At 43.3% G+C, this 25,089-nt stretch carries 21 protein-coding genes; 18 read left to right on the top strand and 3 right to left on the bottom strand.

Annotated features, from left to right (window positions below):
- Positions 1-49 precede the first annotated feature (49 nt).
- Entirely contained in the window at positions 50-1,645 is a 1,596-nt protein-coding gene (locus MHI51_RS08030; protein WP_248547701.1) for an MDR family MFS transporter, read from the bottom strand.
- Positions 1,646-1,898: 253 nt separating this feature from the next.
- Between MHI51_RS08030 and MHI51_RS08035 the strand changes: the two genes are divergently transcribed.
- The 5 genes from MHI51_RS08035 to MHI51_RS08055 all read left to right on the top strand — a co-directional run bounded on the left by MHI51_RS08035 (position 1,899) and on the right by MHI51_RS08055 (position 6,832).
- Positions 1,899-2,420 carry a MarR family winged helix-turn-helix transcriptional regulator gene (locus tag MHI51_RS08035; protein WP_076126288.1) on the top strand — a complete coding sequence of 174 codons (522 nt, stop codon included), beginning with the start codon at positions 1,899-1,901 and terminating at the stop codon, positions 2,418-2,420.
- A gap of 69 nt (positions 2,421-2,489) precedes the next feature.
- Positions 2,490-3,236, top strand: a complete 747-nt coding sequence (locus MHI51_RS08040; RefSeq protein ID WP_305954103.1) for a metallophosphoesterase family protein — start codon at positions 2,490-2,492, stop codon at positions 3,234-3,236.
- A gap of 80 nt (positions 3,237-3,316) precedes the next feature.
- Entirely contained in the window at positions 3,317-4,354 is a 1,038-nt protein-coding gene (locus tag MHI51_RS08045) for a helix-turn-helix domain-containing protein (protein ID WP_076277090.1), read from the top strand.
- A gap of 3 nt (positions 4,355-4,357) precedes the next feature.
- The gene (locus MHI51_RS08050) at positions 4,358-5,620 is read left to right on the top strand and encodes an FAD-dependent oxidoreductase (RefSeq protein ID WP_076184718.1); all 1,263 of its coding nucleotides are present in this window, start codon (positions 4,358-4,360) and stop codon (positions 5,618-5,620) included.
- 294 nt (positions 5,621-5,914) lie between these two features.
- Complete coding sequence (locus MHI51_RS08055; RefSeq protein WP_076134042.1) at positions 5,915-6,832, top strand: DUF5692 family protein; 918 nt, start codon at positions 5,915-5,917, stop codon at positions 6,830-6,832.
- A gap of 84 nt (positions 6,833-6,916) precedes the next feature.
- On the opposite strand, the gene MHI51_RS08060 is transcribed toward MHI51_RS08055, so the two are convergent.
- Positions 6,917-7,777: a CPBP family intramembrane glutamic endopeptidase gene (locus MHI51_RS08060; protein WP_076277089.1), complete on the bottom strand. Its 861-nt coding sequence runs from the start codon at positions 7,775-7,777 to the stop codon at positions 6,917-6,919.
- A 521-nt stretch (positions 7,778-8,298) separates the two neighbouring features.
- Here MHI51_RS08060 and alaS point away from each other — a divergent pair.
- The 13 genes from alaS to MHI51_RS08125 all read left to right on the top strand — a co-directional run bounded on the left by alaS (position 8,299) and on the right by MHI51_RS08125 (position 23,832).
- Entirely contained in the window at positions 8,299-10,932 is a 2,634-nt protein-coding gene (alaS, locus tag MHI51_RS08065; RefSeq protein WP_405174047.1) for an alanine--tRNA ligase, read from the top strand.
- Positions 10,933-11,246: 314 nt separating this feature from the next.
- On the top strand, positions 11,247-11,522 hold the full coding sequence (locus MHI51_RS08070; protein ID WP_036675601.1) for an IreB family regulatory phosphoprotein: 276 nt from the start codon (positions 11,247-11,249) through the stop codon (positions 11,520-11,522).
- Entirely contained in the window at positions 11,519-11,938 is a 420-nt protein-coding gene (ruvX, locus tag MHI51_RS08075; RefSeq protein ID WP_076277088.1) for a Holliday junction resolvase RuvX, read from the top strand. Before MHI51_RS08070 ends, ruvX begins: the two co-directional genes overlap by 4 nt.
- A 13-nt stretch (positions 11,939-11,951) precedes the next feature.
- Positions 11,952-12,260 carry a DUF1292 domain-containing protein gene (locus MHI51_RS08080; RefSeq protein ID WP_038569507.1) on the top strand — a complete coding sequence of 103 codons (309 nt, stop codon included), beginning with the start codon at positions 11,952-11,954 and terminating at the stop codon, positions 12,258-12,260.
- Entirely contained in the window at positions 12,253-12,561 is a 309-nt protein-coding gene (locus MHI51_RS08085) for a DUF1292 domain-containing protein (RefSeq protein WP_076104918.1), read from the top strand. Before MHI51_RS08080 ends, MHI51_RS08085 begins: the two co-directional genes overlap by 8 nt.
- A 172-nt stretch (positions 12,562-12,733) precedes the next feature.
- Positions 12,734-13,783: an endolytic transglycosylase MltG gene (gene mltG / locus MHI51_RS08090; RefSeq protein WP_256721812.1), complete on the top strand. Its 1,050-nt coding sequence runs from the start codon at positions 12,734-12,736 to the stop codon at positions 13,781-13,783.
- Positions 13,784-13,839: 56 nt separating this feature from the next.
- Entirely contained in the window at positions 13,840-14,772 is a 933-nt protein-coding gene (locus MHI51_RS08095; protein ID WP_405173753.1) for a peptidase U32 family protein, read from the top strand.
- Positions 14,773-14,871: 99 nt separating this feature from the next.
- On the top strand, positions 14,872-16,203 hold the full coding sequence (locus MHI51_RS08100; RefSeq protein ID WP_036675585.1) for a U32 family peptidase: 1,332 nt from the start codon (positions 14,872-14,874) through the stop codon (positions 16,201-16,203).
- A gap of 319 nt (positions 16,204-16,522) precedes the next feature.
- On the top strand, positions 16,523-18,709 hold the full coding sequence (locus tag MHI51_RS08105; RefSeq protein ID WP_248547696.1) for a methyl-accepting chemotaxis protein: 2,187 nt from the start codon (positions 16,523-16,525) through the stop codon (positions 18,707-18,709).
- Between the two features lie 169 nt (positions 18,710-18,878).
- Positions 18,879-20,759, top strand: a complete 1,881-nt coding sequence (locus tag MHI51_RS08110; RefSeq protein WP_405173754.1) for a sensor histidine kinase — start codon at positions 18,879-18,881, stop codon at positions 20,757-20,759.
- Between the two features lie 22 nt (positions 20,760-20,781).
- Complete coding sequence (locus MHI51_RS08115; RefSeq protein WP_405173755.1) at positions 20,782-22,092, top strand: ABC transporter substrate-binding protein; 1,311 nt, start codon at positions 20,782-20,784, stop codon at positions 22,090-22,092.
- A gap of 45 nt (positions 22,093-22,137) precedes the next feature.
- Positions 22,138-23,202 (top strand): LacI family DNA-binding transcriptional regulator, encoded by a 1,065-nt coding sequence (locus MHI51_RS08120; RefSeq protein ID WP_076126305.1) that lies wholly within the window; start codon positions 22,138-22,140, stop codon positions 23,200-23,202.
- Positions 23,203-23,271: 69 nt separating this feature from the next.
- Positions 23,272-23,832: a GNAT family N-acetyltransferase gene (locus tag MHI51_RS08125; RefSeq protein WP_076218144.1), complete on the top strand. Its 561-nt coding sequence runs from the start codon at positions 23,272-23,274 to the stop codon at positions 23,830-23,832.
- Positions 23,833-23,894: 62 nt separating this feature from the next.
- On the opposite strand, the gene MHI51_RS08130 is transcribed toward MHI51_RS08125, so the two are convergent.
- On the bottom strand, positions 23,895-24,797 hold the full coding sequence (locus tag MHI51_RS08130; protein WP_036675571.1) for a manganese catalase family protein: 903 nt from the start codon (positions 24,795-24,797) through the stop codon (positions 23,895-23,897).
- Positions 24,798-25,089 lie beyond the last annotated feature (292 nt).

A 25,089-nucleotide genomic window follows, 5' to 3' on the forward strand; every position in this document is an offset into this window, starting at 1 on the left:
GCACAGCCTAAGCTGTTTACGGACATCTCTAATGTAAGGTTATTTGCGATTAATGTGCAGCAGGCACAGATTTTTCGAGTTTTTTACTCCCGTTTTTATCCTCTGCGTGTGTCTCCATTTTTTTCTCTCCACTACGTAATGGAATCTCTTTAAGGAACAGAACGAGCAGTGCTGCGATAACTAACAGCGCCGTACCACTTAAGAACACAACTGTCAGGGAATCGCTTAGTGCGTTCCGCAGCATCTCAATCAATTGATTGAAGAGCGGCTGGATTTGCTCTGGCAGTGTTGCATGCAATTCTTTAAGCTTAGGCTGATCTAGCAGCATTTGAGGATTCATAAAGGCAGAAAGCTGTTTAGCGGATTCAGGATCAAGTTTGGATAAATCCGGACCTTTGCCAGAGGACACCGCTGCCTCTAATTTTTTGGTTAATGAGGAGTTCATAATGGTACCCATGATGGCAATACCTATGGTTCCACCTAAATTACGGAATAAAGTATTTGTAGCAGTAGCAACACCTAGCATTGAAGGCGCTACAGCATTTTGTACGGTTAGTGTAAATACAGGCATCGATAGTCCTAACCCAACCCCGAAGATAATCATGCTGACTACAGCCGTAGCAATGTTACTCATAAAGGCCATTAATATCATGGCTACAACCATGAATGGCATCCCCATTAGAGCATAACGTTTATATTTTCCTGTTTTGGAGATCCATCTTCCCACTAAAGTACTTAGTACAATCATAGTAAGTGACATTGGCATATTGATGAAACCAGATTTAGTTGGGGAGACACCCTCTACCCCTTGCACGAAGAAAGGCAGGTAGATCATTGCGCCCATCATACCGGCATTCATCAGGAAGCCGACAATCATTGAGATGGATACGATGGAATTTTTAAATAAGGATAATGGCAATACTGGGCTTTTAGCTTTACGTTCAATCAGAATCAGGATAATCAGACCCAGAATGGAAGCCCCAAACAAGCCGAGAATCTCCGGAGAACCCCAGTCATATTTTGTCCCTGCCCATGAAAAGCCGAGCAAGAGCGCAACAATGGTCAGGGAAAGGAAAATGGAGCCTAAGTAGTCGATGGACTCAGATGTAGAACGCGTGGTTTTAGGGAACATTTTCAAAATCATAAAGAAGGCCACGATCCCGAAAGGTAAGAAGATCCAGAAAATCCATTTCCAAGCCATGTGATCTACCATGAATCCGCCAAGGGTAGGACCAATTACGCTGGAGAAACCAAATATTGCCATCATAATTCCAGTCCACTTGGCTCTCTCTCTTGGAGCGAACAAATCACCTACAGCGGTTACGGTGGCCGACATTAGAATCCCGCCGCCTAGACCTTGAATCCCGCGATAAGTGATCATTTGAAAAATGTTGGTCGACAATCCGGATAGGAAAGCACCTATAATAAAAATGACAATCCCTGATAACAGGAAGGGCTTTCTTCCGTAAATATCGGATAATTTACCGACAAGTACGGTGGCGATGGTTGAGGTGAGCATATAGATGGTAATTACCCAGGTATAATGTTCAATACCTCCAAGCATCGCAATAATTCGGGGCATTGCTGTGCCCACAATCGTCTGGTTGATTGCTGCGAAAAACATAGCCGCCATTAAAGCAATCATAATTGTAACTTTCTTTTTCTGAGTGAGATGCTCCAGAGCAGTTCCTCTCCTTTAACTTCTATATATTGTAGTTTGGGAATTCATGTCGTAATAATTAGGTAGCCAAACTATCATTTATGTATAATACACAAATTCATCAATTAGCACAACAGGTTAATTATTAAATTTTAATTTAAAGAGAATTTGAATTTGACTTGATTTTTTGGGAATAGGTAAGTAATCTAATTAGATTGAGGTATATTGGAGGTGCCCTATGGATACCCATGACAATCAAGAGCAGAAGCTGATCATAGCCCTTGAAAATATAAAGCGTCTGACTGCTCGCCCCTACTCGATTGATGTAGTATCGTATAGAGAGTTTGTTATGATGTACGTCATTCACACTGTTATGAAGCAAAAGAAAGCCACTGAAGGTGACAAACAGCACCGGGGAGTTATGATTTCTAAATTAAGTGACCTGCTCCAGATAAGTAGACCTACTGCCACGCAAATGGCAAATACTTTGGAGGAAAAAGGTTACGTAGTGCGTACAACATCCGATACAGATCGTCGGGTCGTATATATCTGTCTGAGTGAGCTTGGAGAGCAGATTTATAGCAGGCAGATGGCATCCTATTCCGGTATTTTGAGTGAAATCACGCAAAAGGTCGGTAAGGAAGAGATCGACCAGCTGATCTTTTTGTGCGATCGTTTTCAAGAAGCGGTGCATGAGGTCAGAAGCCGTCATTTTTTTCCACAGTCGGATGAGGAGCCATTAGTTATAGATTCAGTATAGAAAGCCCAACATCAAAAGATATTCCTGCAGACCTGCGGGAACATCTTTTTTTGCATCTTAGAGCAAGGAGTGATTATCATCAGAATATTAGCAATTAGTGACATTCACGGAAGTTATGTAGAATTCAATGCCCTATTATCAAAAGTGAATTATCGCCCGTCGGAGGATAAGCTTATTTTAATGGGAGATTATGTGGATAGAGGTCTGGACAGTAAAGGAATTGTGGAGCAAGTGATGACTCTGCAGCAAGAATGTGGAGCTATAGTTCTCAAAGGAAATCACGATAAAATGGCTTGCGATGCGCTCACCAGCGATGATGATAAATTGGATACCCATTGGCTAACTAACGGCGGATTTCATACACTGATGAGTTATTGCGAGGCGGGCTACGAAGGATTGCAGAAGGATTTTGGCTGGAAGGATTATATGCAGCTAAAAGAAAAAATTAGGCGGGACTATAGACATCATATAGACTTTCTGAGCACATTGCCGCTTTATCATGAGACGGAAGAACATATTTTTGTTCATGCAGGCATTAATCCATTAATAGAGGATTGGAAGCAGCAGGACCCTTATGATTTTATCTGGATTAGAGAACCCTTTTATAAGAATCCGGTAGTTAGCACTAACAAAACGGTTGTTTTCGGTCATACTTCGACGATGGATCTGCATGATTCAGAAGAAATCTGGTTTAGTCCACTGGGAGATAAAATTGGCATAGATGGCGGCTGTGCATATGGCCAACGACTAAATTGCTTGGAGATTTCCGCAGGGAAATACATAACGCATTTTGTTCGGAATGGTGAGACGCTTTGAGCGTTCTCCCATTTTTTTTAGAATAGTAATGAATTAAACGTTAACTATGTATAAAATAAAGATAGGAGGGGTGCAAATAGGTGAATGCGAACAGCAAATATCATATCCTCATGCAAGGGGCCGTCAGCAAGAATGTGAGCGAAACCTGTAAGGAGTTTGGCATTTCCCGGACGATCTATTATAAGTGGTCTAAAGCTTATCAACAACATGGAATGGATGGACTTGGGGAGAAGAAAAGAAAGCCGGTAATGCCTAATAAAGTAGATAAGAGAACGGAAAGATTGATCTTGGAGTACGTCGCCAGATTTCCTGAGGATGGGCCTAAACGCATCTTTTATGAACTGCAAGATGAAGGTATGCAAATAGGGGAATCCGGTATTTATAATGTACTACGTCGAAACGGACTAAATAAACGAATAGAACGTGAAGCTTACGCCAATCAAATCAAAGCAAAGAAGAGGAATGGCGCACAATCCACTCACACTAAAGGATTTAAAGAGAAACGGAAAATACTAGATTATAAGATGAAGAATCCGATAAATGCTCATCCCGGGTATATGTGTCAGCAGAGTATTAGCTATTTGGGAGTTTTCCCGAGGGTCGGAAAGGTATATCAATATGTAATTTATGATGCCTACTCCAGACTAGGTCTAGTTAAGCTATACAATCGGAAATCTACCATTCATTTTATAGATTTTATGCATCTGAAAGTTCTCCCATTGATGAAGACATTAGATTTTCATATCGATAATCTGGTTACGAACAAAAGCCGTGAATTCATTACGAACTGGGACAGAGGAAAACATAAATATAGTGAATTTTTACATAAGAACAATATTAATCAAGTCGCTATAACGGTAGACCAAACAGAGATATTTCAGCCCTTGCAGCAATTTGCGGCGGTGTTGACCAAAGAATTCTACCAGCAGGCTTGGGTAGATGATACGATAGATTCTTTTGAAATTTTAGAAAAGCGCTTACATGAATACTTGAGAACCTACAACTTCAACAGGCAAATTACAGACGGACCTAATCAAGGTAAAATACCATCGGATGTCGCACTTGCCTATACGGGACAACGAGAAACTTTGCCATTATGGTTATTTACAAGGAGATAACGGATGATGACAAACACGAAGAATAAAGACCGAATTGGAATCATCGGTGCAGGGATTTCTGGGGTTACGGCTGCTTATGAATTAGCGAAAAAAGGATATACCAACATTACCCTCATGGAGAAGTCGGATAGAGTAGGAGGAAAGTGTCATTCTATTGAGTACAAAGGAAAAAGTTATGAAATGGGGACGCTAATCGGCCTGCCTACCTATAAACATACGATGGATTTTATGAGAGATTTTGATCTTATGGATAGGGGACCATTGTTAGAACGTGGATTTTTTGATAATAATGGGAGAAAAACTTCACAAATTCCCATGGAGCAGATAGAGGCGTTTACACAAGAATTCAAACGATTGCCGGATATTCTAAAACGCTATGAGTCTCTCCAAGAACCGGGTTTTCTCCACTTACCGCCAGATTTATGTCAGCCATTTTCGCAGTGGTGTGTAGAGAATAAGCTGTCTGTCCTTGAGCAGGTCTACATGCATTATTTTAATACTTTTGGATTCGGTGGTATCCATAATGTGCCCGCTGCATATGTGCTGAAATTTCTAAGCTATGATAATCTGTTGTCGTTTATTGAAATTACTCATATGATAACCTGGCCTAAGGGTGTTACTGAGCTGATTAGACGAATGGCCGACCAAGTGAACGATCTACGCCTGACTTGTGAAGTGCTTTTTATGGAGCAAGAACAAGATGGGCAGGTTCGAGTAGAGACGAGTCAGGACATCTTTTATTTTGACAAGGTCATTTATACAGCAGCTTTAGAGCAAATGGGCGATACAGTTAGCCTGTCAAGTGAGGACAAAACTTTATTAGCGAATATAACCTATGAATGGTTTAGGGTATATGCGTATAGAGTGAAGGGGTTGCCGGAGCTTTCTGGCTATATCCCCCGGAATATGTACCCTGAACGTAAAGGGCATATGATGGCATGGTACTATCGGTGGGCAGATATGGGAACTACGGATCTAGTTACGGTTTATGTAGCAGAGAATGAAGCTATGACTGATCTGGAAATGCGAGAGACGGTAGAAAATAAACTTCGCGAGCTGGGCGGAGAGAGCATTCGACTATATATGATGAAGCGTTGGAGGCATTTCCCACATGTGGATTCTAATGCGCTACATGAGGGATTTTATGAACGGGTTGATCAGATGCAGGGGAAAAACAATATCTATTTAGCTGGAGAAATCATGAACTTCCCTACACTTGAGAATTGTATTATATACGCGAAACACTTGGTTGAACGATTCTTTTGAATAACATTAATGAGGAACCTTGTCCACAAAGAAATTTGTCGACAAGGTTTTTTTACATTCAAGTTAGGTTTGCAGTATATAGTTCTATAGACATGTATTCTAATAGATTTCTCAGAAGAAAGGTAGAAAGTTTGGCGAATTCTAGTGCTAGGGTTGTGTAAACTCAACTTGAAATGAAACTAAAAAAACACTGATAAATCAACGTTTTAAGCGATTTGATCGTTTAAAGAGGGATAGGCTATATTGGACCTGAGACACAGATTACATACACCAACCTACAAGGAGGAGTAAAACATGTTTTTATTCGAATCGATTCCCTGGTACTCTGCGCTAATGTGGTTAGTAGTACTAGCAGGATTAATGTTTGTAAATGAAATCGCACGGAAGAGCAAGTGGTTCTCAATCATTCTGTTTATAGTTGTCCCTATTGTTCTTACCATAGCGGTTTGGCCAAATACGGCAGGAGAAGGCTCCAGTACTGGAACATGGTTTCACTGGGTAAAAGTATATTCTGCTTTGGCAGGATGTATAGGGTTTATGGCTATCCGTTATGTTAAAGGATGGGACAAAAATAAATATATATTAATGTTCCCGGCTATTATCCTTGCAGTTAACATTCTTGAAGCAGTTATTCGTGATTTCCAAGTGTACAGCTTGCAAGGTATGGTGGATGGCGTAATGATGGTAGGTGGTCCTTGGAACATTATGAACGGGATCGCAGGTATTCTGAACATTATTACGATTTCTGGTTGGATGGGTATTGTGATCAGTAAAGATAAGAGTAAAGATATGTTGTGGCCTGACCAGCTTTGGTTCTGGATCATTGCTTATGACATTTGGAACTTTGCCTATGTATATAATGCAGTTTCTGACCATTCCTTCTATGCAGGTGCAGCATTGTTGATCTCTTGTACTATCCCGGCGTTCTTCTTTAAAAAAGGGGCATGGCTGCAGCATCGTGCACAGACTTTGGCGATTTGGATGATGTTTACGATGTCGTTCCCGGCGTTTGTTGGCGAGTCAAAGTTCTCTGTACAATCCTCTCATAGTGAAACCGCTCTGTGGATAGTAAGTGCATTATCTTTAGCTGCTAATATTGCAGTGTTTGGTTATCATTTCTATAAAATCATCAAGCATAAACGCAATCCGCTTAAAGAGGAAGTTTATACGGATTTAGCTGCTTATAAAGCTATTGCAGAGGGTGCGAATTAATAGAGACATTATAGTAATAGTGATAGAAGTTCCTCCTGCTTAAAGGGGGGAACTTCTTTTTGTGAATAATTAAAGTTCTAATTATCAGAGCCCCATATCCGCCCGCTGCTGCGCACGAAATGTTTTCCTTTTTATACAAAGCAAAAGACAAGTCAGTAATAAGACACATAATAAAGTTGCCGTATACGTGAAATTGCTGTTCCAAAACACTATCTGAATATTCATTAATGAGTGAACGCCGATCACGAAAAATAAATTTCGGGTTAAGATATAGAGTAGAGCGAATATAATTCCTAGAATTAGAAGCATGATAAAATCATAAACAAACTCCATTCCAACTAATCCTGAGTAAATCCGGTTTGGGATATGTATGGCGGCAAAGATCGATTGTGAAATCAGCATTGCAGAGATCATCCGTGTAGTTTTGTTGTTGATTTTTTTTAAGTATAGATAGATTTGAACGAGCAGGAAGCCGCGAAATAAGATTTCTTCCAATAAAGCATTTCCGAAGACTTGACCTAGAATTTCACCGAAAACTAAATTTGAATGGCTGAAGATAGCATTGTTAAGTGTTAGCTCTGAGTGATTCAAGTGTACCATACACAAATCTACTATATTTATAGCGAGCCAAAACAGAAAGGTACCCAGCAGTCCGGCTCGTAATTTTTCTATTTTTAACCCAAAATCCCGGGGCGAAACTTTAGCTATCAGAATCAAAAAAATAATTACTTCTAAGAGAAGCCCAACTAGATTGGCGGCTAACGTTTCATTGATCCAGTGGTTTGTGTTTTTGGCAATAAAACTTAAATATCCATGCTCAAAAAGGATGAGATTAACCGCAAGAGTAAAGATAATATGAATAAAAATGAGGCTCGCTATAAAAAGGTAGTGTGTAGGCTTTGCTTCAAAAATCGATGATGGATTGAACTCCTTGGAGTGAAGCATCGACGGCAGTCCTCCTGATACAAAATATTCCAAATTAACCTTAGATTTCACTATATCCTTTTTGAGGCCAAGTTTACTGTTACAAAAATCATGTGTTATTCTTCACATTCGCCCATCCCCAGATTGACAGAAGCAAGGGCACTGGCTATACTTGAAATGTTAAAATGCAAATCGGACAAATCGTTGATGAAAATGAAGTACACCGGAGGATGGCTTGATCAGAGAAAAGGTTCCTTTACGAAACGTTTCGTAATGGCTGTGAGAACCTTGAAGACAGGCCGGTGGAAAGCTAATTTCGGAGTGTGAGATCAATGCTCACCGGGGGCGCCCGTTATCAGCCGCGACAAGGCGATCGTCTGCAATTGTCCCATTAGTGGGGTCAAGGCGATAACCAGGGTGGTACCGCGATATTAATCGTCCCTGAATTATTCAGGGGCGTTTTTTTTGTTTTTATTTTTTAGGTATTTTGTAATTTCCGGTGTAAATGCCGAAGTAAAAAGATGAGACGGGAGCTGTAAATGATGAAAGCAAGTGAAATTCGTTCCAAATGGCTTAAATTTTTTGAAAGTAAAGGTCACAAGATTGAACCAAGTGCGTCCCTCGTTCCTCACAACGATCCTTCGCTTCTGTGGATCAATGCGGGTATGGCACCTTTGAAAGTGTACTTCGATGGCCGGGAGGTTCCAGAAAATCCGCGCCTGACTAACTCACAAAAATGTATTCGTACCAATGATATCGAGAATGTGGGTAAGACACGCCGTCACCATACATTTTTCGAGATGCTGGGTAACTTCTCCATCGGCGATTATTTCAAAGAAGAAGCTATCACATGGGCTTGGGAGTTCCTAACCGGCAAAGAGTGGATCGGCTTTGACCCGGAACGTATTTCCGTAACGGTGTACGCAGAGGATGAAGAGGCATTTAAGCTGTGGAATGAAAAGGTTGGCCTGCCTGCTGAACGCATCATTAAGCTGGGCGACGATAATTTCTGGGATATTGGCGAAGGCCCATGCGGTCCTTGCTCGGAAATCTTTTATGACCGTGGTGAAGCTTACGGCAGTGATATGAGCGATCCGGAAATGTATCCAGGTGGAGAAAATGAACGCTGGTTAGAATTATGGAACCTGGTGTTCTCACAATTCAACCATAACAAGGATGGCAGCTATACGCCGCTTCCGAATAAAAACATTGATACAGGGGCTGGCTTGGAGCGTTTTGCATCCATTCTACAGGATGTAGATTCGAACTTCGACACTGATTTGTTCCAACCTATTATTCAAAAGACAGCACAGCTCGCGGGTGTAACTTATAAAGATAACGTTGAGCAGGATATCGCGCTTAAAGTAATCGCTGACCATGTGCGTACTGTTACTTTTGCGGTAGGGGATGGAGTACTTCCTTCTAATGAAGGACGCGGTTATATTATCCGCCGTTTGCTTCGCCGTGCTGTTCGGTACGGAAAGACCTTGGGTCTGGATCGTCCATTCCTGTATGAGCTGACTGAAACCGTTGGCGAAATTATGGGTGTCTACTATCCATCCGTTGTGGACAACCGCGAATATATCGCAAAGATTATTCGTACTGAAGAAGAACGTTTCCACGAAACATTGTCTGACGGATTGGCTATTTTGGGTGAGATCAGTGCTAAAGCAAAAGCAGAGGGTCTCAGCAATATTGCTGGAGCCGATGCATTTAAGTTATATGATACTTATGGGTTCCCATTTGACCTGACCGAAGATTTCGCAGCGGAGCAAGGTTTAACTGTAGACCGAGAAGGTTTTGATGCGGCTATGCAGGAGCAACGTGACCGTGCGAGGGCTGCACGTCATGATGGCGGCAGCATGAAGATCCAGGGAGGCGCACTAGCAGACCTGACGGTTAAAAGTGAATTTGTTGGATATAATGACTCGGTAACAGAGTCGAAAATCCTGGCTATTGTTGTGGGTGATGAATTGGTAGATGTCGCCGGTGAAGGCGCAGAATGCCAAGTTATTCTTGATACAACACCGTTCTATGCTGAGAGCGGCGGACAAGTAAGTGACACGGGTGTGCTTACTGGGGGTTCAGTTACAGCTAAGGTAAAAGGACTCTTTAAAGCTCCACACGGCCAACACGTACATTTGGTAACTGTGGAAGCGGGAGAATTGAAAGTGGGCGAATCCGTTCGCGCGGAAGTGGATCGTGCGGAGCGTGAAGATATCGTGAAGAACCACACAGCTACCCATTTATTGCACAAAGCGCTTAAAGAAGTTCTTGGCGGGCATGTTAATCAAGCGGGATCTTTAGTGGAAGGTGCTCGTTTGCGGTTTGACTTCTCCCATTTTGGAGCGATTACTCCAGAAGAATTGAGCGATATCGAACATCGCGTAAATGCACAAATCTGGCGCGGTCTAGATGTAGTGATTGAGAACAAGCCGATTGATGAAGCTAAAGCAATGGGAGCAATGGCACTCTTTGGTGAAAAATACGGTAATATCGTCCGTGTCGTTCAAGTGGGCGATTACAGCCTTGAGCTTTGCGGTGGTTGTCATGTATCCAACACGTCGCAAATCGGAATTTTCAAGCTGCTTAGCGAAAGTGGCATTGGTTCCGGAGTGCGCCGCATCGAGGCGGTTACCGGACGTTACGCTTACCAGTTCACTGAAAGTCAGCTAGATTTGCTCAAACAATCAGCAGGCCTTCTTAAGTCTTCTCTGAATGACGTTCCGAAACGGATCGAAGCGCTGCATAACCAGGTGCGTGAGCTTTCGCGTGAGAATGAGTCCCTGCAATCCAAGCTGAGTGCTACTTTTGCTGCTGAACTTACAAGCAGTGTGAAGACAGTTGGCGCAGGTACGCAGCTCCTGGCTGTTGCTGTTCAAGCAGGCAATATGGATGCTTTGCGTTCCACAGCGGATGAATTGAAATCCAAGCTTCCGGATGCAGTGCTTGTACTAGGTGCGGCGATGGATGATAAGGTGAACTTTGTAGTATCTGTACCGCAAGACCTGGTGAAGAAAGGTTTCCACGCTGGTAAACTCGTTAAAGAAATTGCAGCGGTTTGCGGCGGTGGTGGCGGTGGGCGTCCAGATATGGCGCAAGCCGGCGGTAAAGATGCTTCTAAGCTAAACGAAGCATTGGCAAAGGCTGAAGAATTGGTAGCTTCCTTAGCCTAAGTTAAAATTACGAAACCATTTCTCTAACTAAACGTATTACGAGAAAACATAGCGGTACTGAGAGTTTGATATCAGTACCGCTACTCTTTATTAGCAGGATGTTAGATATTCATGAATAATTGTGCTTGACAATAGCTTAAAAGCCAAAAATATCATAATTTTTGTAGAGAAAATGCCAAAAAAAGCGTTAATAACGGGCAGGATTTCCTCGTTGGGGCATGAATATGTTATGATAAAGGAAGCAAGCGAGCTGCACAGTAGCAACTTTGCGAAGCCGTCCCAAAAGGCGATTTTGCAGAAGGAAGGTGTCACAAATGGACTCCATGGACAAAACGGTCAAATTCAATGTGAAGGGCGACGAAAAGGAAGCTTCTCCCCAGGAAATATTGCTAGCAGTATACGATGCACTGGTGGAGAAAGAGTATCATCCGATCAATCAGATCGTAGGGTATCTTCTTTCCGGAGATCCGGCTTACATTCCGCGCCATAACAATGCGAGAAGTTTGGTCCGGAGAAAAGAACGTGATGAGCTGATTGAAGAGCTGGTTAGATTCTATCTCGTCAATCACAGGGTGGACAATCCGAAATGAAGAAGAAGTTAGGTTTAGATTATGGCGACCGTAGAATCGGTGTAGCCACAAGTGATGTTTTTGGCTGGACGGCACAAGCTCTTGAAACGATTGAGCGCCGAGGTACGGGTAATGAGTTCGAACGCATTCGTGAACTTGTTGCAGAGCACGAAATTGGAGAGATTGTAGTTGGTCTACCGAAGAATATGAACGGCTCAGTAGGACCCCGGGGCGAAATCTGTATAGAGTTCGCTGATAAGCTACGGGAACAGTTAGATATGCCCGTACACCTTTGGGATGAGCGTCTGACGACGGTATCCGCAGAGCGGGTGCTGATTGAAGGGGACGTCAGCCGGAAGAAACGCAAGGGGATTGTGGATAAAATGGCTGCAGCCCTGATTTTGCAAAATTTTTTGGATGCTAACAGTAAAAGGTGAGGGGTGCGAGGATATGACAAACGAACAGATTGGCCAAGAGGAAGAACCGGAAATTATCTATATTCCCGATGAGGAAGGTAATGAAGAGGAATTCGAGGTCATTATGAAGTTTGAGGTTGATGGCTCGGACGCTAAGTATATGATGGTGGTTCCGCTAGACTCCGAGGACGAGGAAACCGATGAGGTATACGCGTTCCGTTATGTGGAAGAAGGCGACGATCTTCAATTGTTCATGATCGATAATGACGAGGAGTGGGCGATTGTCGAAGAGACTTTCAACACACTGGTCGACGAGTTGGACGGAGGATCGGAGAATGACTGAGATATCCGCTGATCAAGCGGTATGGACTTCACGGCTTAAAGAAGCCTACGGAGAAACTGTAGAACTGGAAGATGAGCAAGGCAAATCTTCCATTTACGATATTATCGCCGAATTTGAAGTCGGTGATCGCGGATATGCAGTGCTGAAAGGCTCTGGCAAAGACGTGGAGTATGAAATCCTGCGTATCGTTGTCTCTTCTGACGGACTTCCGGAATTGGAGAGCATTATGGACGATGAAGAGTGGGAAGACATCTCTGAGCTATACGATGAGATGACTTTTCCAGCAGATGGCGCTGAATAAAACTTAAACATGTACGTTACATTTATGATGGGCACGGAAGAGGGCGGAGAATTCCGCGCTCTTTTTGCTTGAAATGCGAGCAATATCCTATATACATCAATCTAAGGAAATATATATTGAATTTTAGGCAATACACTTTTATACTTTATAGTCGGAAAGTGAGGAACCAGACTTGAAATCCGCAATCCGTACTGTGTTAATCATTATTCTTTTGCTGGTAGCAGCAGGAGGTGGGGGCGCATGGTACATTTGGAACGGGATGCAGCCGGTAGAGCCTGCAGGTCCTGCTGTAACATTTACGATAGAGAAGGGCATGGGAAGTGCGGAGATTGCTGATCTGCTTGAGCAGAATGGCATTATCCGTAAGAGTCTTTTTTTTAAGGGATATTTGAAATGGACTAAAGAAGGCTCTAGCTTCAAAGCAGGTACTTATATCGCTAAGCCCGGTGACAGCTATGATGAACTCATTGCAAGATTAAATGCAGGTGATGTAGTTAAGGAAGAAACTGTGGTCTTTACTATCCCCGAAGGATATACTGCTGAGCAGATCGCTAAGAAGCTCGCTGAAGCCTGGAATCAGGATGCGGCTGCTTTTCTTGAAATTATGGATACTGGTGCAGGTTTGAAGGGGATTGATATTCTGGGTATCCCGCAGGATAAGAATCTACGCCACCGTCTTGAAGGATATTTATTCCCCGAAACCTATGAACTGGCCAAAGATAGCACGCCCCAGGAAGTTGTAGAAGCGCTTTTGGATCAGTTCCAGAAGAAGCTCGATACGATTCCTAACTGGCAGCAAAAGCTAGAAACGCGTGGATTGTCTCTGCATGAACTGTTGACCGTAGCTTCGCTGGTTGAGCGGGAAGTTGTGGTGGATAGTGAACGTCCGCTTGTGGCTGGTGTTATTTATAACCGCCTAAAGAAAGAGCAGAAGCTGGAGATCGACGCTACCGTTCAATATTTACTCAATAAGCAGAAGGAAAGACTTTTGTATAAAGATTTGGAAGTTGATAGTCCATATAATACGTATAAGAATATTGGACTTCCTCCGGGACCTATTAGTAATCCGGGGCTGGAGTCCATTCAAGCGGCACTCGAACCAGAAGCTTCTGAATATTACTTCTATGTGACCAAAAAAGATGGTACACAGGGCCATTTATTTGCTAAGACCTACAAGGAACATTTAGCCAATATCGAAAAAAGTAAGCAAGAATCGAAATAAACTATTAAAATGAAGAGTGGTGCGGTTGAAATAACTGTACAAGTAGGAGGTACAACATGACTAACAAACCGGAATTGCTGGTGACGGCAGCGTCCTTGGAGGAAGCTGCTGCTCTGCTGGATGCCGGAGCAGATGCGTTGCTCATTGGGGATGACCGTTTCGGGATGCGGCTTGCTGGACATTTCTCTCTGGAGGATACAGCGACTGTCGTAGAAATGGCACATTCGCGAGGCTCCAAAGTGTATGCAAGCTTGGGTGGGCTGATGTCCAACCGTCTGCTGGATGAGCTTCCTGCCTATGTGAAGGCTTTAGGTGAGCTTGGCATTGATGGTGTTGAATTCGGAGATCCAGCAGTGTTAACCACTGTGAAGAAAGAAGCGCCAGCAATGAAGCTGCACTGGAATGCGGAAATGACTTCCACCAACTACGCGACCGCGAATTATTGGGGACGCAAGGGGGCTTCTCGCGTTGTGCTGGCCCGTGAGCTGAATATGGATGAAATGACGGAAATGGTTCCGCTTTTGGAGATTGAGGCACAGGTGCAGGTTCATGGAATGACCAATATATACCATTCCAAGCGGAAGCTTGTTGAAAGCTATATGTCACATCAAGGCCGTCCTAATGATGGAGGGAGTCTCGGGAAGGAACGCGGACTATTTCTGATTGAGGAAGAACGAGATGACCAGAAATTCCCGATTTATGAAGACGAGAACGGCACTCATATTATGAGCCCGGATGATATTTGTATTTTGGAGGATCTGCATATTCTGATGGCTGCAGGTATACACAGCCTTAAGATTGAGGGACTCATGAAATCGATAGCGTATAATGTAACGGTTGTGAAGACTTATCGTAAAGCTATAGATCTTTATGCGGCTGATCCGGAAGGTTATGCCTTCAATGAGGAATGGATGGATGTAATCAGAACGGTGCAGGACCCTGAACGGGAGTTAAGCTTCGGATTTTTCTATAAAGAGCAAGTATATTAAGTTTGACAAAAATAAAGAGGTTATAGGTCCCCACGAAGATTAGGTACAGCATTTATAGCATGTGACTTAGCTTTGTGGGCGATGGAGGGGAGAACAGGAATGGGAACCATGACAAAGCCGCAATATAAGGGCAAACGTTACCGTCTGGACAAACCGGAGCTCCTCGCTCCGGCTGGTAATTTGGAAAAATTGAAGTTCGCAGTACACTATGGTGCGGATGCTGTTTATATCGGAGGACAACAATACGGCTTGCGTTCCGGCGCAGATAATTTCAGCTTCGAGGAAATGCGCGAAGGTGTTGAATTCGCCAAGAAATATGGCGCTAAGGTATTTGTTGCAACAAACATTTATGCTCACAATGAAGATGTCGCGGGAATTGAAGAATACCTGCGTAACTTATATGAAGCTGGCATTGCTGCTATTATCGTAGCTGATCCAATCATTGTAGATACAGCACGCCGGTTAGTGCCTGGACTTGAAGTGCATTTGAGTACACAACAGTCTACATTGAACTGGCAAGCGGTGTCCTTCTGGAAGGAAGAGGGGCTTCCGCGTGTTGTTTTGGGCCGTGAGACAAGCCTGGAAGAGATCGCTGAGATTAAAAAACATGTCGACATTGAAATCGAAAGCTTCATCCATGGTGCAATGTGTTCCTCGTATTCGGGTCGTTGTGTTTTGTCCAACCATTTCACCGACCGTGATTCCAATCGCGGGGGCTGTTGCCAGTCTTGCCGCTGGAAATATGATTTGTTTGAGGATGCACGTCCGGAAGGGACTTGGGTGTCTGAGGAAGAGCAGGCTGAAGCGAAATCTCCAGCTCCTTTGCTTCCCGGGGTAACTCAGATTCCACTGCATCAGCAAGGAGATAATCCCTTCTCCATGGGCTCTAAGGATTTGTGTATGCTGGAAAGTATACCTGAACTGATTGAAGTGGGCATCGACAGCTTCAAGATCGAAGGACGAATGAAGTCAATCCACTATGTGGCTACTGTCGTTAATGCATATCGTAAAGCCATTGATGCTTATATGGCAGATCCGGAAGGGTATGAATTGAAGCAGGAATGGCTGGATGAGCTTAATAAAGCCGCTAACCGTCCGCTAAACACAGGATTCTTCTATGATACTCCGGATCATGAAGATCATATCTATGAGCCTGAAGAAAAAGCAGCTCCGTATGATTTTGCTGGACTTGTAATTGAGTACGATGCTGAAAGTGGTACGGCACTAGTTCAACAGCGCAATCACTTTAAGCCAGGTCAGGAAGTAGAATTCTTTGGACCTAACGATACGTTCTTCAAGCAAACGGTTGGCGAAATATGGGATGAGAAAGGCAATTCGCTTGATGCTGCCCGTCATCCACTGCAACCTATTCGTATGAAGGTAGATCAACCGGTTGCATACTTTGATATGATGCGTAAGAAGAAGTTTTAATAAAAAACAGGGAAGCCTTTGGTCATCCAAGAGCCTCCCTGTTTTTCTTTTTGACAAAGCAAACAATAAGTTATATATATTAGGGATTAACAAATATCTCCAAGAGAGGAGGTGCAGCAAGCTATTTATTATGTTTAAACATACATAGGTTAAAAGTTGTAAAAAAAGTCTCGTAAAGCTAAGGAAAAAGACCTAATACGCCGATATATATATTGGTTAACGCTTTCATGCGTATTCTAATATTAGCGGGTAGGTGATCAAGATGGGGGATCCTGATCAAGATAGTATTAGTGAAAAGCATAATGAGAGAAGGTTTAGCATGAATAAAAAGAATAAGAAATCGGCGATCACAGGAAACAAGGAAACAAGCAAGATTGAAGGGGCAGTTAAGACACCTAAGTTTAATTTGAAGAATGGGATAGATTTGCGGGGACAGATCAAAAGAGTTAATCCTATGGAATCTGTTGGCGTGAAGATATTCCTGATATTTTTGTGTGCAATTGTAATTGTGGTAATGGCACTTGGACTGCTATCTTATTCAAAAGCCAAGAAGACAATTAAGAACAACGTATCGGAAGCCTACCGTCAGACTATTATTCAGACCTCAGAGAAGTTAGATATTACTTTGAAGCAGTACGAGAACTTGGCTTTACAGCTTTATTTTGATGCGCAGATGCAAGAAGATTTGAAGTCTTTAGTGACTGCACAATCTTCCTATGAGAAATTTGAAGCTACAAGCGCAGTAAGTAAAAAGTTGTCCAGTCAGATTACAACGGATTCTAATATTCTTAGTGTTTCTTTGATCCCGGAGTCGCCTGATCAAGACATTGTTACAAGTGGCAGTGGCGGCATTAAGTTAGATAACATAAGAGAACAAGAATGGTATAAGAAGATTGTCGACAACACTGCATCTTATGAATCCTACTATTCTAAAGGTGATGGTGATGCAGCCAAGAACATATGGTTCTCGACAGCTGTTCAAGGTGATGGAGACAAAAATATTGCTATGGCAAGATCTCTCAAAACCCTGGGCTCAGGTACAGGATACATAGTCATCCTTGTGTTGAAGAATACATTGCTGGAGGAATCATTCGCAAGTGTACAGCTGGGAGATGGCTCTCGAATTCAACTTGTCACTCCTGATGGAACCGTAGTAGCTTCTTCGGATTCAAAAGATGATGGTAAACCTTCAGAGTTCGCTTTTATTCAGGCAAGTAAAAAGGATAACAAAAGCTTGGATGAGAAGGATACAAACGGGAAAGAAATCCTTGCTGTCTTTAATCCAATGATCCGGGCGGATTGGAAGTTGGCAGGGGTAGTCCCAACAGATGAGCTAGTAAAAGAAGCACGTCCGATTCTGTTGACTACTTTTATTGCGGCTGCTGGTGCGGCTCTGCTAGCCATAGTAATCGGGATCTGGATGGTGCGTATGATTGCTCGCCCTCTAGCACGCTTGAAGGATCTTATGGTACAAGGTGCAGGTGGTGATCTAAGTGTACGTACAGAATATGTTTCTAAAGATGAAATTGGCCAGCTATCAGCTTCCTTTAACGTGATGATGGAGCGTATTACTGAGCTTGTATCGCAAACGACAGAAACCGCTCGGGATGTGCTGGAGACCGCTGGTGAGCTTGGTGAAGCCTCACGGAAGACAGCTATTTCTGCGAAGGAAATCGCAGCCGCTACGGAAGAAATTGCCGGTGGGGCAGGCAGTCTGGCGCTTGAAGCTGAACGAGGTAATGAGCTAACAGATGTGATTGCTACGCAAATGCAGACTGTAATATATGCCAACACTGAGATGGATGAAGCAGCACGTGGGGTTGGTGAAGCTAGTGCTCAAGGCGCTAAGCAATTAACTGACCTGCTGGATCAGACTAGCCGCACTGGAGAAAAAACAAGTGCACTTGTCGAACGTGTCAACCACCTGAAGGAGACAGTATTCTCCGTAATTAAGGTGTTGGATGTGATGAAGAGTATCACGCAACAGACGAATATCTTATCGTTAAATGCAACAATAGAAGCCGCTCGTGCAGGAGAAGCTGGTAAGGGCTTCATGGTAGTTGCGGGTGAAGTGCGGCAGCTTGCTGACCAATCGAAACAATCTATTGCCCTTGTTGCTGGAATTACGGATAAGATCATGGCGGAAATGAACGAAACGGAAGCTGTATTATCCGAAGTAGCACCACTGTTTAAAGAACAAGTAAGCTCCGTGAAGAGTACAAGTGATATCTTCCTGTCCGTAAAAGGACAGATGGATGAATTCATAACAAGCCTGGAATCGGTGACGACAGCGATTAGCAGTCTGAATCATTCGCAAGGTGTGTTGTCAGAGGCTATGGGGAACGTTAGCGCCGTAGCTGAGCAATCTTCAGCAACTTCCCAAGAAGTAGCTTCACTCAGTAATGAACAGCAAAATGTAAGTGATCAACTCGTTTCATTATCTGGCAAGCTGGAAAGTGCTTCAGGTCAATTGAAGGACAAGCTGTCATTATTCACTATAAAATGAGTGGATTCATCACTAATTTCTAAATTGTTTACCTAACAAAACCGCTTCTTCAACATGAAGAGGCGGTTTGTTGTTGTGTAATGAAGAACTACACCGTATAATAACTTTGTTAGGTATTTGTTATAATTTAATAACAAGTTAGGTAAAAAGTATTAAGGAGAAGGACCAAATGAAAGGTAGACGCATCTCTGGCTGGTGGTCCGTTATCGGGGACATGAGCATGGAACGCAAGCTGCTCCTCGTCTTTTTAATTATCATTACCCTCCCGCTATCCTTCATCAGTGTATTTACCTTCAAGAGCTACTCGGAATCTATTCAGGGGAACACCATTGCTTATTCTGAGAAATTAATCGATCAAATGATGGATGGAGTAGACGATTATATCGAAGATATGAAGCGTATTTCATCTATGCCCGCCTATGTGAATGATATCAAACAGAATTTAATACGTTCTAACAACTACCATGAGCAGAAAAAGATTATGGGAGGCGCAACTGGGAGTACTGCTTTGTCGCCCGGTGATTTTGATCTTCTGTTGTCCATTCAACGGGGGATAGAGGGCAACATTTCGTTTATTAACAATATTAAGCGAGGTGCGAACTCAGTTTATATTTTTGACGCTTACGGAAATGGTTATTATTCTGCGAAGGATGGTGGCGTACGACTTGATCTCGAACAAAGCTATAAATACTGGAGCCAGCAGACTAAGGATTCCAGCGGAGAAGCATTATTGTTCGGTACTCAAGCGTATACAAGTAATCTGCAGAGCACCCGATATGCTTTTACCGTTGTTCGCAAAATCGTGGATGGCTTGTTAAATCCAATCGGGCTGATTGCGGTTGAAGCGAATATTAGCAATTTGGAGAATCAAGTTACGGAGCTGGATAAAGTCACCCATGGGAAGTCGTTGATTGTGGATGAGAAGGGAATGGTCATCTACGACAGCGACAAGAAGCTGCTGGCCACAGATATTTCTGATTCAGACTTGTTCAAAAGAGTTGGAGGCATTTCTGGAAGCTTTTATGATACAGTCAACGGAAAAGAGCGGTTGAATATTTACTCTGGCTCTACCAAAACCAATTGGAAGGTAATTATCTCTATTCCTGTTGATGTACTGATGCGTGATGTGAAGCTGACCCGTAATACAACACTTGCTGCTACATTAAGTATCATAGTACTAGCGTTAATTATTTCGATTATTCTTTCCGTTGCCCTTACTAAATCGCTGACTCAAATGATTCAATTGATGAAAAAAGTTCAGGGCGGCGATCTGGATGTGATGTTCAGAGTTAAACGGCGTGACGAAATTGGTCTGCTGGGGCATCAATTTAATCGTATGTTAGCCCGAATCAGGCAGCTAATTCAGGATATTTACCGCATAGAAGAACAGAAAAAGGAAGCAGAGCTTCATGCGCTGCAGAGTCAAATCAATCCTCATTTTATCTATAACACACTGGAGTCCATCCGAATGACCGCCGAGCTGAATGATGATGTCGAAGCTGCGGATATGATCTCTATTCTGGGCAAACTGCTACGGTACAGTACAAGTGATCTGAGTGGTAATACGACATTGAAGCAAGAGCTTGGGTATGTGCGTAATTACGTCGAGCTGCTGAACTATCGTTATCCTAACCGTTTTTTACTGGATATCGATGTGCCGAAGTCGTTAGATAATTACTCTATTATCAAGCTGGTCTTCCAGCCTATCATTGAGAATGCAGCTTACCATGGCTTAGATGATAATAAGCCGCAAATGCTTTTAAGCATCCGCTGCGAGATTACAGAGCAAATGCTGTTGTTTCATATTAAAGACGACGGGATCGGAATGGATGAGAAGACTTTGGAGAAATTGAATGATGGGCTGCAGAACGAAAGTCCTCCTAAGAAAAGCATTAACGGGGGGATAGGCATGAAAAATGTACAGCAGCGAGTGCGTCTTCATTATGGAGCGGCATTTGGGATCCAGGTATATAGTGAGCTTGGACGAGGGACCGATGTTATTTTGTCGCTGCCATTACTGGAGCAGGAATTAATTGGCTTACCTGAGTAACGAAATAAGAGGGGGCTGTCCGTTGAAGGGGTTGAAATTAGAATGGACTATGCGGACCATACTGTTACTTCTCTTAGTGTTATTGAGTAGTAGCTGTGCCAATAACAATAAGCAGACGGAATCCACCCCGCCTCCAGTTGGAGACGAGGTGAAGTCTGACTTGTCCGGCACCATAGTCATGATGACCAATCGAATAGATCTGATTGAGAACGGAACTTTTCAAGGATACGCGGACCAATTTAAACAGAGATACCCCGAAGCCAATGTGGAATTTGAAGGTTTGTCCAATTATGCAACGGATATTCTGGTACGGCTGTCCACGAAAGATGCCGGTGATGTACTGTTGCTTCCGGTGAATCTTCCGTCAAAGGAGCTGGATTATTTTTTCGAACCGCTGGATGAAGAAACCGCCGCTAGTGAGCGTTTCACCTCTTTTGCTACGTATAACGGGAAACGTTATGGGCTGTCCACGGGGACTACTACGGTTGGGATTGTCTATAATAAAAAGGCATTCGAAAAAGCAGGAATAGCTACTGTTCCTAAGACGCTGGATGAATTCTACGAAGCTTGTGCGAAATTAAAACAAGCGGGTATTATCCCCCTATATATGAATTATGGAGCCGTCTGGCCTTTACGTGAATGGGGAAACAGTTTGGTTAACTATATGACAGGTAATCCAGAGTATCTAAATAATATGGTAAATGAGAATAGCCCGTGGCAGCTTGATAATGAGTGGGGGAAATCAATTTCCATTGCTCGAACCTTAATTGGTAAAGGCTATGTTGAAGATGAACTATTCTCGAACAATTGGGAGATATCGAAGACTAAGCTAGCTAAAGGTCAAGCAGGGATGTATTTACTGGGAAATTGGACGATTGGACAAGTCCTTGATGTGGGGGCTGCCCCGGATGATATTGGATTCTTCCCGTTTCCGTATGATAATAGCAGTGCTCATTATGCGCCGATCAATCCAGATTGGTTCATGGGGGTTAGTAAATATACCAAGAACAAAGAGCTTGCTATGGCGTGGTTGAATTTTTTTGTGAAGGAGACTTCCTATCGAGATGATTGGGGATTTCTTCCGGCAGATGGAAGCTTGAATCCCTCTATGTCGCAGTATCGTGAGTTTTTATCTTATAAGCCTAAGCTACTCGATGCTACTGTACAAAGTGATGCGTTCATCGAGCTGGCGAATAGAGCCAAAATGTCCTTTTGGTCCGGAGATTATATTCAGGAGTTACTGGCTGCGCCTGATTTACAAAAGGCTTTTGACGAATTAAATGCAAAATGGAAGGAAGCGCGGGCAGGAGCACCACAAACTTCTCAGCCTTAAAGTTAGTACTACATAAATTTGATGACATTCTCTGGAGGGTTATATATGGCTAAAAAGGTTACCATGCAAAAAATCGCTGATCATCTCGGCGTATCCAAATTCGTTGTCTCCAAGTCACTTTCGGGTAAAGGCGGCGTTAATGAGACGACAAGAGAACGAGTGATTCAAGCGGCATCGCAGCTGGGTTATTTTACGCAAAAAAATGCTTTTGTCCAAGGTATAAAACGCACGCCTCCGGTAGGTGGCGGGGATCGGAATAAGCAATCCGTGCTGGTGTTAATGCCGAATATTCGTTCTCAGACGCAGGATTCCTTGTATTGGGGAAAAATTGTGGATGGTATTGCTATTGCGCTGGATCAGGAAGGGCTTGGGATGGTCATTATCTCCGAGAACCGTGCGGATAATTTTGTTAATATTTTGAATCCCAATGGAATCCTTGGTTTGATAGGTGTGGGCCAAATCTCTACTTCCTTGCTGCTTGAGGTACACCGTATTGGTTTGCCGATGGTGTTGATTGACCATGAAGATCCGCTAATTCCAAGTGATACCGTGTTTGCGAATAATGTGGATTCTATGGCTCGGCTTACAAATCATTTGATGGGCACAGGCCATACCCAAATGCATTTTATCGGCAATATTGGATTCTCACGCAGTTTCCGCGATCGGTGGATTGGCTTCCGGAGTGCGCTGGAGGAGAGCGGAATAAGACTGCCTTTGGAAGATGATGCGAATCTTTTTCTGGAAGGGGTGGAGGAAGACTTATTTCAGGAGGATTTTAAAAACTGGGTGAATAAGCGTAAAAAAGCCAAAACACTCCCGACAGCCTTGGTTTGCGCTAACGACTCCACAGCCCTTTCGGTCAGTGATATCCTCAAGGAAGAAGGGTTTAATATTCCGGAGGATATCTCGGTTACTGGCTTTGATAATATTGAGGATGCCTTAAGAGGGGTTCCACCGCTTACAACTGTTCATGTTCCTAAAGAAGCGATGGGCCGAGCCGCAGTGGAGAAACTTCTGAGCCGTATTCATAATCCTTCTGCACCGCTTGAGAAAATTCTTATTGCAGCGGATATTGTACATCGTGATTCCGTGGATAAGCCGCGAGACTAGAACTATGTTGATCTAAAAAGTATATAAGCCATGGAATCTAGTTTTGCTTGAGTAAGGGGGAGTTTAGTTATGACAGAATCAGTTGCCATGCCAAAGATTGAAGGCGAACAGATTCAACTACGCGGTGTGCAAGCGTCCGATCTGGAGGCTTATTATAAATTTTTACTTGATGTTGAGATGGGGCAATTAACAGGATCACAAGGAGATTTCTCCCGTGAGCAGACGGCAGCTTGGATTCGTAAGATTGGTGTTCCAGCCGAGGATCGTGTGGATCTTATGATTATAGTAAAGGACACGGGTGAGCTCATCGGAGAAGTGGTACTAAATGAAATAGATCCGGACAATCGTAGTGCAAATATCCGGATCGGCATTTGTGGGCATGAACATCGGGGTAAAGGTTACGGTACTGAAGCTATGATTCAAATGCTGCGATATGGCTTTGAAACTTTGAAGCTGCATCGCATCCATCTCGGCGTATATACTTTTAACCCCAGAGCCGTTCATGTCTATGAGAAGCTTGGTTTTCAACGCGACGGTGTGGAGCGCGATGCTCTTTATGTAGACGGAGAGTTTCATAACATGATTCTGATGTCCATGCTTGAGGATGAGTTCCGCAGTTTGTACAATTAAAAAAAGTGAATCTAGGGTAAGGAAGATTGTAAGTAACTTCCTCACCAGATTCACTATGAATATTAGTCTGTAATGTTTCCAGCCATTTTGAGGCGTTTGGCAATTTCTTTAAAGTCTTCGGGGGAGATTCCGGGAGCGAATTCCTCTTCGACTGCCGGAGCAACGGGGATCGGAAAGCCTTTAGGGGCTCCTTGAATAACTTCAAGCGGAAGATTATCCTCTGGGTGGGTTCCCTTCCAAATCTGATCGATGGCGCCGAAGTCACTTTCACTCCAGGTGTATAGCTTGGTATGCACGCCTTTTTCTTCATATTTTTTTGCTTCACTGAATGATTTATTATTTAACGAAGGAATCGGTACGAGCTTAGTTACATTAACACCTGTTGCCACTTCGATGGCTTTGGCATAAGCGACCACGTGGACACCACCACGGACTAAAAGGAATCCGACTACAGCGCGTGCAGCTGGATGGTCTGTCATTTCGTAGACCTTCATTTTATGTGTTCTGGCTCCGCATTCGAGGAAGAAGTTATGTAGCAGATCTTCCACTAGGTTGCCGCTATTAAAGACGTTTGCTCCGGTCCACGGGTTCCCCGTTGAATCAAAAGGCATAGCCCCTTGTGCACCAGCCAGAAAGTGATAGGATAGACGCGCATCTTTTGCGGACCCTAGAGGGGTGGAATCGGGCTCTTTATAACTTGTTGACCCTCGAAGACATTTGTTGATGGCATGCGAAACCAGCTCGACATGGCCAAGCTCTTCCGCTGTTATGCTCATCACCAAATCATAAAAAGGCTTCAGCTTGTCTTTTGAACGGAAATTAAAGGATTGAAAGAGGTAATTGTTAAGGGTCGACATTTCTCCGAACTTTCCGCCAAGTAATTCCTGAACAGCGGCAGCAGCATTGGGATCGGGCTTCTCAACTTCAGGAATCTCAATCATGATTTCATCCATACGTTTGAACATTAATATCTCAGCCTCCTTGGAGTTAGGGGTTACTGACCTATTTTGAGCTTAATCTATAGGAATTACTCATGAATGGGCTGAAAAGTATGGATGTGCGTCATGTAAAAGGCTTTTTGTGTCGAAAAGGCAAACGGCAAATACTATCAAATACGCAATTAAAACCACAATCAAATACGCAATCAAATACGCAATCAAATACGCATATTAACCTGCTAACGGACACAGTGAAGCTAGAATAAAAAGTGGACAGTAGTTAACAGACTGGCGATAATGAGTCCACGGAGGTGTGTTC

Origin of the sequence: Paenibacillus sp. FSL H8-0260 (assembly GCF_045040625.1) — a bacterium.
GTDB lineage: Bacteria > Bacillota > Bacilli > Paenibacillales > Paenibacillaceae > Paenibacillus_AQ > Paenibacillus_AQ odorifer.